This window comes from Ignavibacteria bacterium (assembly GCA_017302895.1).
Lineage (GTDB): Bacteria > Bacteroidota > Ignavibacteria > Ignavibacteriales > Ignavibacteriaceae > UTCHB3.
In genome coordinates this window covers 314,571-326,902 of the sequence record JAFLBV010000004.1, presented here as the reverse complement: position 1 = coordinate 326,902, position 12,332 = coordinate 314,571, and the positions used below count along the sequence as shown (strand labels likewise).

The 12,332-nt window shown below is 43.9% G+C and carries 5 protein-coding genes; all 5 read left to right on the top strand.

The window, feature by feature from the left end; translation table 11 throughout:
• The first annotated feature begins 331 nt into the window (after nucleotides 1-331).
• The 5 genes from J0L60_15665 to J0L60_15645 all read left to right on the top strand — a co-directional run bounded on the left by J0L60_15665 (nucleotide 332) and on the right by J0L60_15645 (nucleotide 12,327).
• Nucleotides 332-2,593, top strand: coding sequence for an aconitate hydratase (locus J0L60_15665; protein ID MBN8547567.1), 2,262 nt, complete (start codon nucleotides 332-334; stop codon nucleotides 2,591-2,593).
• A 140-nt stretch (nucleotides 2,594-2,733) separates the two neighbouring features.
• Entirely contained in the window at nucleotides 2,734-4,812 is a 2,079-nt protein-coding gene (locus J0L60_15660; GenBank protein MBN8547566.1) for a BatA domain-containing protein, read from the top strand.
• A 188-nt stretch (nucleotides 4,813-5,000) separates the two neighbouring features.
• Nucleotides 5,001-7,778: a TonB-dependent receptor gene (locus J0L60_15655; protein ID MBN8547565.1), complete on the top strand. Its 2,778-nt coding sequence runs from the start codon at nucleotides 5,001-5,003 to the stop codon at nucleotides 7,776-7,778.
• A gap of 14 nt (nucleotides 7,779-7,792) precedes the next feature.
• A complete protein-coding gene (locus J0L60_15650; protein MBN8547564.1) occupies nucleotides 7,793-11,305 on the top strand; it encodes a hypothetical protein in 3,513 nt (1,170 codons plus the stop codon).
• A gap of 14 nt (nucleotides 11,306-11,319) precedes the next feature.
• A complete protein-coding gene (locus J0L60_15645) occupies nucleotides 11,320-12,327 on the top strand; it encodes a PorV/PorQ family protein (GenBank protein ID MBN8547563.1) in 1,008 nt (335 codons plus the stop codon).
• Nucleotides 12,328-12,332: the final 5 nt, after the last annotated feature.

Here is a 12,332-nt window from a genome sequence, read left to right as displayed (position 1 = left end):
ATCGAGACGATTGTCACTCCTTTTCCTGTTTCGAAGTTTTTCGATAGGACAATCGAGACGATTGTCACTCCTTTTCCTGTTTCGAAGTTTTTCGATAGGACAATCGAGACGATTGTCACTCCTTTTCCTGTTTCGAAGTTTTTCGATAGGACAATCGAGACGATTGTCACTCCTTTTCTGAAAATATAAACTTATCATAATTCAAGTCACTCAAGTACTCCAGCACTCAGGTACTCAAGTACTCAGGTACTCATCACTCCCGTGCTCTCTCCTTCTTCTGTTTTGCTATATTTGTAAATTGATTTTTCCAATTTTTTTAACGAGGATACGGATGACAGCCAATCTTGATATGATCAGGAAAGTTTATGGAGAATTTGCAGGGAAAGTGGAGCACGCACGCACACTTTTGGGCAGACCACTGACTTACGCCGAGAAGATTTTATATACCCATCTTTGGGAGCTCCCTTCATCACCGCTTACAAGAGGCAAGGATTACGCTGATTTGGCACCCGACCGTGTAGCGATGCAGGATGCAACTGCTCAGATGGCACTTTTGCAGTTTATGTCAGCCGGAAAGAAGGAAGCTGCAGTTCCTTCTACTGTTCATTGTGATCACCTGATTCAGGCACAGACCGGTGCTGTTGATGATCTCAACAGGGCAAACACAGATAACAAGGAAGTATATGATTTCCTCGAAAGTGTCAGCAGCAAGTATGGCATCGGATTTTGGAAACCGGGTGCAGGCATAATTCATCAGGTGGTGCTTGAAAACTATGCATTTCCCGGTGGAATGATGATTGGTACCGACTCCCACACTCCTAATGCAGGCGGACTCGGAATGATTGCAATCGGTGTTGGTGGTGCTGATGCAGTTGATGTGATGGCGGGAATGGCATGGGAGCTTAAATGGCCCAAACTTATCGGTGTCAAACTTACCGGAAAACTGAACGGCTGGACATCCCCTAAGGATGTAATCCTTAAACTTGCCGGCATCCTCACAGTGAAGGGTGGAACGGGTGCGATAGTTGAATATTTTGGTGAGGGAACCGAATCGATTTCCTGCACAGGCAAGGGAACCATCTGTAATATGGGAGCTGAAATTGGAGCCACAACATCACTATTCCCTTATGATGCAAAAATGGCGGCATATCTTAAATCAACAGCAAGGGAAGACCTCGCTGCACTCGCTGATGGCATTGCCTCAGAACTCAAAGCCGATTCAGATGTGGCTGCAAATCCTGAAAAATATTTTGATCAGATAATTGAGATCAATTTAAGTGAACTCGAACCTCATGTTAACGGTCCTTTCACTCCCGATCTCGCATGGCCTATCTCGAAGCTTAAAGAAGCAGCAAAAGAGAACAATTATCCCGAAAAACTGAGTGTTGCTCTTATCGGAAGCTGCACCAACTCAAGCTATGAGGATATTGACAGATCAACTAACATTGCCCGTCAGGCTCTCGCAAAAGGACTGAAAGCAAAATCACAGTTTACGATTACTCCGGGTTCCGAACAGGTAAGGGCAACGATCGAAAGAGACGGTCAATTACAGACTCTTACCGACCTTGGTGGTGTAATCCTTGCAAATGCCTGCGGACCTTGCATCGGCATGTGGAAAAGAGTTGATATGAAGACCGGTGAGAGAAACACTATCATCACCTCATTCAATAGAAATTTCGCAAAAAGAAATGACGGAAACCCCGATACTCTGGCATTTGTTGCTTCACCTGAAATTGTTACTGCGCTTGCGATTGCAGGTTCAATAACCTTTAACCCGCTGACCGATGAACTGGAGAACGAGAAGGGTGAAAAAGTGAAACTCGAAGCTCCCGTTGGAGATGAATTGCCGGCAAGAGGATTTGATTCTGGTGAAAGCGGATTCATCGCTCCTGCTGAGGATGGTTCCTCGGTTGAAGTGAAAGTTTCACCAACCAGTGACCGTCTGCAATTGCTTGAACCTTTTACCCCTTGGGATGGAAATGACCCCGAGGACCTCCCTGTCCTCTTAAAGGCAAAAGGGAAGTGTACCACAGATCATATCTCGATGGCTGGTCCATGGCTGAAATACCGCGGACATCTTGACAACATTTCAAACAACATGTTCATTGGAGCAATTAATGCCTACACCGGTGATCCCGGCAAGGTAAAGAATGTTGTTACCGGTGAATACAAATCAGTTCCTGAAGTGGCACGCGAATACAAAGCCTCGGGACTGAACTGGGTGGTTGTTGGTGATGAAAACTATGGTGAGGGATCAAGCCGTGAACACGCAGCACTTGAACCAAGGCACCTCGGTGGCAGAGCAATAATTGTAAAAAGTTTCGCCAGAATTCATGAGACCAATCTTAAAAAACAGGGAATGCTTCCCCTTACATTTGCCAATCCGGCAGACTATGACAAAATCAGGGAAGACGACCGTGTTTCAATAAAGGGTCTGAAGGAATTCGCTCCCGGCAAGCAGGTCACACTCGTCATAAAACATTCTGATGGCTCAACGGAAGAATGTAAACTGAACCACACATTCAACGAAAGACAGTTTGACTGGTTCAAGGCCGGAAGTGCTCTCAATCTGATCGCAAAAGCCGGTAAGTAGAGTTATATAAATGGTTTACAGGGGATGGAATGTCAAATTTGATTTGCGGGTTTCCGGTGAAGGTGCGTGGTACACTTTCCCGGCTGCCCTGTTCCATCCCTTGAACCAACAACAATTCTCAACAGTACTGCACTGACCGTATGAATTTCCTTTCACCCGGTTTATTGTTTGGACTTCTCGCTGCATCAATTCCAATATTGATACACCTCCTCAATTTACGAAAACTAAAAAAGATAGATTTCTCCACACTTCATTTCCTTCGACTGATTGAAAAGCAAAAAGTCAGAAGAGTGAAACTCGTACAGTGGCTATTGATGGCTTTGAGAGTTTTGATAATTGCAATGCTCGTTCTTGGTTTCTCAAGACCTGTGATTCAGAATGAAAGGATTCCCGGTTTCACTTCCGCAGCTAAAACCACTGTTGTGTTTGTTTTGGATGACAGTTTCAGTATGGAAGTGGTGGAAGGACAGGGGTCGAGATTTAATCTTGCCAAGGGAGTGGTAGCTACCATCCTTTCTGGATTGAAGGAGGGGGACGAAGCCAGAGTAATTCTTACTTCCGGAAGAGACCTGGATGGGGCGCTCTCACCCGGTGACCTGCCGGCATTGACAAAAGCCATAAAAGATCTGGAGCCCGATTTCATCAGCGGAGATCTTAACTCCGCCATAATCAAGGCATCCCGTTTGCTCGGTGAATCAGAAAATCTGAATAAGGAGCTTTATGTCCTGTCCGATTTTCAAAAAGCCACACTTGGAAATCCAAAAGAGTTTACCGATGTCTCGACTCTGCTGGATTCCAGAGTTCAAACCCGGCTGTTTAATCTTGGTTCGAAAAAGACCGTAAATTCGGCAATAACCGGAATTAAAGTAAACAATCAGGTCTTCGAGCCCGGCAAGGATATTTCCGTGACGGTGACAATACGAAATTATTCCGATGATGATGTCAGAAATGGTGTCGTTTCACTTTTTGTGAACGACGAAAGGGGAGCCCAAAAAAGCTATAATCTTGATGCCGGAAAAATTACCGATATTACCCTTTCGGCACCTGTGAGGAAGTCAGGATTTTCTTCGATTTATGCATCGATCGAGGATGATGATATTAAAACTGATAACAAAAGGTATGCTTCGATCTATTTGCCCAAGGAATTCAGTACCGTCCTGTTGGGAAAGAGTTCCGATTTGAAATTTATCAGGGCTGCAATAGAAGCGGGTTCATTCTCGGGCAACATGAAGATCACGGAAAAGGATATCACACAGACGGGTGCGCTTGATCTTAAAGATGTGAACATGATTATAGTTGCCGGATCAGGTGAAGGAGCGAATTTGGGGAAATTGAAGGATTATACTGCCAATGGCGGTGGAATACTCCTGTTTCCCGGAGAAAATACAACACTAACCGGCTATTCTGCTTTGCTAAAACAGTTTGGTGCAGCCTCTCCGCTGGAATTGAAAAAAGACTCAAAAGCCCTTCCGGGGAAATTTTCTTCCGTGATGTTCAATCATCCTCTGCTCAGGGAGATATTTCAGACACAATACGGTAACAGCGTCGAATCACCTGAACTTTTCACATGGTTCAAATTGCCGCAGGGCGCTGGTACTGACATAATAACGATGGCTGACGGCAGCGTTTTTCTGAAGGAGACGAGAGCCGGAAAAGGGAGGGTACTGTCGGTGGCAACATCACCAACCCTTTCCACAGGTGATTTCCCGATGATTCCTCTTTTTGCACCCCTTGTGTACAGATCGATGTTCTATCTTGCATCCCAGGAGCCGGCATCAGGGGGAAGTGTGACAGGGGAGGAGATTGCTTTTCCGGGGCGAAAAACCGGGGGAGGAAAGATAACCGTGGTAGCCCCGAACGGGCTTGCTTCTGCACTTGGCTCCGGTAAAACAGATGATGGAGTTATATTTCCCGGGACTGATTTGCCCGGCATTTACAGGTTCACCCGGGATGATGAAGAGATCGATTTTGTCCCCGTGAATACTGACACAACAGAGTCAAATTCCAACCCGATGGAAAAGCAGGAGATCGTTGAATATTTCAAAAAAATCAATGTGAAAAACAGTCCTGTGTTTATTGATGCAGAAGGTAATTTTACACAGGCGCTGACGGAGTCACGACTGGGATCAGAATTATGGAAGTTGTTTATTATAATTGCGATGATTTTGATTGGCGTGGAAATGTATTTTTCACGGGCAAAAAAGAAGGATACCATTTAAGGCATTGCGGGCAGGCATGTCTAAGATGAATATAATTATTGTCTAACTATAAATTAGACAAACGGTAAAATATAATGTAAACTAATGAAAAATAGTTTTGATTTTTTGCTAAAAATGGGATATTTTAAAGATACGAAATTTTAGGTAATGATTTATTAACAAACGAAGAGAGTTAATCGGAGGCCTTAATGAGGTATATACTGTTACTGTGTGCCTTTATTGTTTCCATTTTGTTCCTTTCTCCTCAGGTTTTGGCTCAAGCCGGTAAGATTTCCGGCAGGGTTTTAGACTCTCAGACGAAGGAGCCCCTTCCATTTGCGAATGTGGTTATCATGGGTACAAACCTTGGTGCTGCAACAAATCTGGATGGTGAATATGTGATAATAAATGTTCCACCCGGAACATACAAAATACGCGCTTCAATGACCGGTTACAACAACTACACTGTTGAAAACATAAAAGTTGCTACCGGACTCACCACTTCTCTGGACTTTGCCATTGTACCGGCATCCTTTCAGACAGAAGAAGTGATAGTAGTCGCAGACAAACCGCTTATCAACAAAGATATTACCGCTTCCACCTCCATAGTGGGAGATGAGTTGATATCCGAACTTCCTGTTACCGACATCTCCGATGTACTCCAGCTTCAAGCCGGTATAGTCGTGGGTGGCGGAGGCGAGCTCCACATGCGTGGCGGTCGTGGTGGACAGGTGGTTTATCAGGTTGATGGTGTACCCGTTACAGATGCTTATGACAACAGTAATGTCGTGGATGTCGGTACAAATTCAGTAAAAGAGCTTCAGGTAATTTCCGGTGCTTTCAACGCTGAATATGGACAGGCAATGTCAGGTATCGTAAACATTGTAACCAAAGATGGTAACAATGACTACACCGGATCACTTTCTTTCTATGGTGGCGACTATCTTTCCAACAAACAGGATGTTTTCTGGAACATTCAAAAAATCAATCCGATTGCAGTAAGAAATATTGATGCAAGTTTAAGCGGTGCTTTCCTGAGGGATAAACTGTTTTTCTTTGCAAATGGGAGATACTATTACAACGAAGGATACTATTACGGAAAAAGAACCTTCCTTACATCGGATATTTCCAGAGAAAATACATCGAATCAATCGTATAACCTTGTCGACGGATCCGATACATCGCTTACACCTCTTGCCGGTCCCCGTGGAGACGGTGCTTTCGTTCCAACGAATGAAAACACCCGTTACTTTGCACAGGGCAAACTGACATACAGGATGTTCTCCGGATTTACTGTCCGTTTCAGTTATCTGTTTGACAAGCAGGATTATTTTGACGGTGCACCAAGATTGACGCCTGACAATAATCTTCAACGATTCAGACAAGGTATCAGCAACACTTTCAGTATTAACCATGCCATTTCCAACTCTTCATTTTATACTTTAAACCTCTCTTATTTCTTCAAAGACTACAGACACTACCTTTATAAGGACATCTACACCGGAAATCCTTCAAGACCGACACTTTATGTGGATAACAGGCTGAAGCAGAATCCTCCGTACAGTTTCGATATTGGTGGTACGAACAACAACAGGTTTGTAAGAAATACGGGAACATACTCTGCTAAACTTGACTGGGAAACCCAGTTTAACAAACAGATCAGTGTAAAGTTTGGTATTGATGCGAAACAACACATGATATACTTTGAAAACATCAATCTCGTGCCAATGACGGTAAACGGAGTTGATGCAAAGCCATTCAATGTTATCGTACCACCCGAGACTTCAACTGATCACGACACATATCACAGAAAACCACAGGAAATTTCGGGATATGTTCAGTCGAAGTTTGAAGCTTTCAACCTTATTTTTAATGCCGGATTAAGATTCGACCTCTTCAATCCTGACGGCAAAATCCTTGCAGACCCCACAGATCCTGATATCAGAAAACCTGTTAAACCTGCAAACAGAGCAAAGACCTACGAAGAAAGACTTACCTACTGGTACAAGGACGCATCTGTAAAAACACAGATCAGCCCTCGCCTTGGTATTGCTTTCCCGATTACTGCCCGTGGAGTCATCCACTTCTCTTACGGTCACTTCTTCCAGCTTCCAAGCTATGAACTTCTTTACAGCAACCCTGATTTTGAAGTGCTTGACGGATCGGGTAATGTTGCCCTGTTCGGAAATGCTGATCTCAAACCACAGAAAACCGTTAAAGGTGAAATTGGTCTTCAACAGCAGTTGTCAGATGACATGGCTATTGATGTAACTTTGTTCTTCGAAGATTTTAGAGACCTTACCGGTACACAAACCGATCAGATTTCAATTTTCGGTACACAATCTACCTACAGCCAGTATGCCAACTCCGATTTCGGATTCTCGAAGGGCTTCATTGTGAAGTTTGAGAAGAGATTTGGTGGCGGTTTGTCAGTAAACATGGATTATACATTCTCGGTAACCAAAGGTAATTCGTCAAATCCTGCAGATGCAAGAAATGCAATCCTTGGCGGTGCAGCTCCCGAAACCTACATAGCACCACTCGACTGGGATCAGACACACACCATGAACCTTGCTGTAAGCTATTCGGTACCAAACGATTTTGGTATTTCCCTGATAGCAAACTATTTCACAGGTCAGCCTTACACTCCTGCAGTCAACAAAAACACAAGAGTGACACAGAATGCTTTCCCAAGAAACAGTGACTACAAAAACGATATTTTTAATATCGATTTGAGAGCTTACAAGGAAATTGAAATCTTCGGACAGAGGATAACAGCTTTCATGAGAGTTTTCAACCTGTTGGATCTTGACAATCCACGCGGATTATACTCCGACACAGGTGATCCATATTTCACATTCGGGCTTCTTGAAGCCAGAAAAGTTAACCCAAGGTTGTATTACAATACACTTGAAGAACTGTATCAAAATCCGGGTTTCTTCTCTGAACCAAGAAGAGTTGAAGTCGGTTTGTCGTATAACTTTTAATTCAGGTTGAGTTTATGAATAAAACAATTTTTAGTATCTCGTTATTGCTTCTTTTCGTCTTTGCCGGTGAAGCTTTAGCTCAACGCGGCGACCCGAATCTCAGAAGGATCGGTTATCATACGGGAAACCGTATCGGTATCTCATACTACAACGATGGTCAGATATCCGGTTTCAACCAGGGTGTCGATATCAGAGGTGAGTGGCCGCTTGGTTCCGGCGAAAATTATATTGGTGACCTTATTCCTCTTATTGGAGTTGAGTTTACCAATACATTAGGTGAAGTAAAACATTCGGTATGTATCTCAAGAGGTCCCAGAAGAGGGCAGTTCGATGAGAGACATCCACTTTACAACTATTTTTGGGGTTGGAATCCGATCCCCGGATTTTTGAATCCCGCTTCTGAATCAGTTGCGATGTCACATCTCCCAAATTCCTGGCCCATCGGCGGGTGGAAAGATCAGCCAACATGGGTTGATCCTGTAACCGGCAAAACACAGTGGAACGGATATTTTGGACGCGGTGTAATTCAGGCTGATCAGGAAAGCTACTATTGGGCTGATGACAATCAGGATGACGAATTTAACGGTAACTTTTTACCCGATTCAAGAGACACTTCCAGAAAAGGAATGGGTCTTCAGATGGGTGTAAGAGGATTCCAGTGGTCGAGCTTCCTGGCTGCAAACAGCATCTTTTGGCTTTATGACATTAGAAACGAAGGAACAACACTCTTCAGAAAAGCTGACTTCGGAACCGTGGTTGGAACTCTCGCCGGTGGCGATGGCGACAGCCAGGATGATCTTGGTTCTTTTGATGTAAACAATTCCATCACATATTCCTGGGACAGCGACGGTTCGGGAAATAAAGGTCAGAAAGTTGGATATGTCGGCTATGCGTTCCTCGAATCACCGGGTAACTCATTTGACGGTATAGACAACGACGATGATTGTGGCGATCCTAACGCTCCAAGATTCATCCAGACTTCCTTTGATTCCGTAACATACCAGCCCGGTCAGGTAATGGTTCTCATAGATGGTGGCACCTATGCAAGAACTCAATACACTGTCCAAGCGGGCGTGAATACTGTAACAAGTCTTGGCAAAACAATCTCGTTTACTCCCGGTGTAAACTACTTCAGAGAAGGACATATCAAAGAGATCGTAAACGGTGTTGCCATTCCTGATTCATCAGCGAATGACGGACTTGATAACGACTTTGATGGTATCATCGATGAAAACCAGGCGATTCATTTCGAAACAAGAAGAATCAAAAACCTCCCCGGTCTTAAATACAAAGATTTTAAGACAGGTCTTGCGGTTAATGATCCACTAATCGATGAAAAACGCGATAACGATGCCGGAACAATTGTTTCCTCGTTCATCAAAAATCCTGACGGCACATCCACACTCGTATCACACTGGTCGGGTGATGAGAATGCCAACTGGGTAGCAAACGATGCTTCAACCGGTGACATTAGAGATGATGTCGGTAGTGACGGTTTGGGACCATATGATGAAGGTTATATCGGACCGGATCCTGACGGAAGTGAAGGCAACGGAAGACCTGATCAGGGCGAGCCAAACTTCGGTAAAACCGATCCTGACGAATCCGATCAGATTGGTCTGACAGCATTCAACTTTTTCGAACAGGCTTCTTCTCCCGACATGAGTCAGGATGAGGTGCTTTGGAGCAGAATGTTCCCCGGAAGATTTGATGTTATTCCGCCAAATCCACAGGATGGTGACTTTATTTATGCTTCGGGCTACTTCCCGCTGGCACCTAATCAGATTGAAAGATTCTCTGTATCTCTTCTCTTCGGACAGGATTATGCAGATGTGGTGCGTCAGAAAAATGTAGTTCAGCAGATTTACAACGCCGGTTACAAATTCCCGCAGCCACCAAGAAAACCAAAGATCAGCATCACACAGGATGACGGTAAGGTAATTCTTTACTGGGATCCAAGACCTGTTGAAAATTCGATCGATTTTATCTCTAAGACAAAAGACTTTGAAGGATACAAAATCTACCGTGCAAGCGATGCAGGTTTTATCGATGCAAGATCCATCACAAATGCTTACGGTGTGTTGTTCTTCAACAAACCGTTGAAACAGTTTGATATCAAAGGTAACGGCATAAAAGGATTCTTCTATCCAAAGCCTGAACTTCTCGAACAACTCGGTGGTACAACCTACTATCTCGGAGATGATACAACCGGACTCACAAACAGATACATAGATTCTACAGCTACAAAAGGTCAGACCTACTACTATGCTGTTGCTGCCTATGATAAAGGTGATGCTCTTAGCAACATCTTCCCGAGTGAGAACTCAAGCTTTATCTTCCGTTCCAATACGGGTGAAATCATTACAGATGACAACACCGGATACATCACACCTGGTGCAAGACCAATTGGGTATGTAAATGCAGGACTCGAGTCACTTGCTCCTGAAGTAACACCAAGAGGTACCGGAAAAGTTATGGTTGAAGTGGTTGATCAATCAGCGATCAAACCTAAAAACACTTACCGTGTGGTTTTTGCTGACACTTCACTTCAGAAATACACTGAATCATGGTCACTCGTGAATGTAACCACAGGTGATACTGTAATTAAACAATCGACTGTATTTGGCGGCTCAACTCCAATTATCGACGGTTTCAGATTACAGATCGCAAATGATGATGTCATTAAACTTGACACTGTAAAATCGGGCTGGTATTTCAACGGACAGGATACAATTCCTGCAGCCGGTGGAGCAGGTTCTACACAGTTCCCCGGATTCACCTTTACTACTTTCCTCGTTGGAACCAACAAGGGAACAGTTTGGGCTGATGATTACTATCTTGAATTCAGTGCTGATACACTCTTTGGCACTTCCATAGCTGATACATTGGTACCCCCGACGAGTGCAAACAGATTCCCTTCGAGAAAGACTAATTTCAAAGTGAAGAGAATCTCTGACAATTCTGAAGTGCCGTTTGTTTATTACAAAACCGGTACACAGAGTACCGTTCATAACATCTACTTTAGAGAAGTTATTAATGGTACAAGATATCGTACATGGAGATTAAACATCTTCATGGATGCGGTAAATGCCCCTCTTCCAACTTCAGGCTTCCTTAAGGCATATACCAAAAAACCGTTCTCAAGCGCTGACGCATTCAGATTTAACATGAAATCGAGTTCGATTAACAGTGCTGCTGCAGCAAATGAGCTGGACAAAATAAAAGTTGTTCCTAATCCTTATGTGGTCACACATGCGAATGAAGCCAGACTTCTTAGCACCCAGACCAGCGGCAGAGGCGAAAGAGAAATCAGATTCACCCATGTTCCTCCGGGATCGAAAATCAAAATATTCACTGTAAAAGGTGAATTGATCAAGACACTTGAGGCTGCTGATGTTTATGTCGGTGATGTTTACTGGAATCTCAGAACTGAAGAAAATCTTGACGCAGCATTTGGTGTTTATGTCTATACAGTAGAGATACCAAATGTGGGAACCAAAATCGGCAAGTTTGCCTTAATCAAATAGCGGAGAGTTTGAGAATGAAAAGACTTTATTTTTTAGTAATTCTTGTGTCTGCCTGTTCGTTGATGTTCGGGCAGACTAAAGTCGGCTCTACTGCTGCTCCATTCTTGTCAATAGGAATAGGACCAAGAGCCGTCGGTATGGGTGGTGCATTTACTGCCACAGCCAACGACATCACTGCACTCTACTGGAACCCCGCAGGCGTGTCGAGGATGGGTGGAAGTGGTGCTTACTTCTCGCATACCAAATGGTTCGCGGACATCAACTTCAATTATGCTGCGGCAATGTTGACTCTTGGTGATTGGGGTACAGTCGGCGGAAGTGTTACCATACTTGATTATGGTGAGACGGAGATTACCACAGTTAAAGAACCCGATGGAACCGGCGCCAAATATGGTGCGAAGGACCTTGCAATGGGTCTTCACTATGCGATGAATCTCACTGACCGGTTCTCGATTGGTGGTACAGTGAAATATGTTCAACAGTCGATTTGGAATACAAGTGCATCAACCGTGGCTTTTGACCTCGGAGTGCTTTTCCTTTCGGAGATTTATGGCTTGAGAATTGGAGCCACGATCTCTAACTTTGGAGGAGACATGACGATGGACGGAAAAGACCTTTATGTATTGTATGACATCGATCCGGGCATATTTGGAAACAACGATCAGATACTTGCAAAGTTGAAAACCGATCCTTATCCGCTTCCCTTGACTTTCAAGGTAGGTGCGGCAATGGATGTTATCAACTCTTCAGACCTCAAGTTTACTCTCGGTGTCGATGCACTTCACCCGAGTGACAACTCGGAGAGCATCAATGTTGGTGGTGAGATCGTTTACAAAAATCTTATCGCTCTTCGGGGCGGTTACAAATCACTCTTCCTTGATAATGCCGAGGAAGGGCTCACACTTGGTGTGGGGTTAAATTATGATATCGCACCAAATCTTGGTTTATCTGTAGATTATGCCTATCAGGACTTTGGATTGTTGAAAAACACACAGTTTTTCTCTTTAGGTATCAAATTTTAGGCTTT

Excerpts from the sequence above, each read along its gene's own strand:
- J0L60_15665 (MBN8547567.1), top strand. The coding sequence starts at position 332 with ATGACAGCCAATCTTGATATGATCAGGAAAGTTTATGGAGAATTTGCA.
- J0L60_15660 (MBN8547566.1), top strand. The coding sequence starts at position 2,734 with ATGAATTTCCTTTCACCCGGTTTATTGTTTGGACTTCTCGCTGCATCA.
- J0L60_15655 (MBN8547565.1), top strand. The coding sequence starts at position 5,001 with ATGAGGTATATACTGTTACTGTGTGCCTTTATTGTTTCCATTTTGTTC.
- J0L60_15650 (MBN8547564.1), top strand. The coding sequence starts at position 7,793 with ATGAATAAAACAATTTTTAGTATCTCGTTATTGCTTCTTTTCGTCTTT.
- J0L60_15645 (MBN8547563.1), top strand. The coding sequence starts at position 11,320 with ATGAAAAGACTTTATTTTTTAGTAATTCTTGTGTCTGCCTGTTCGTTG.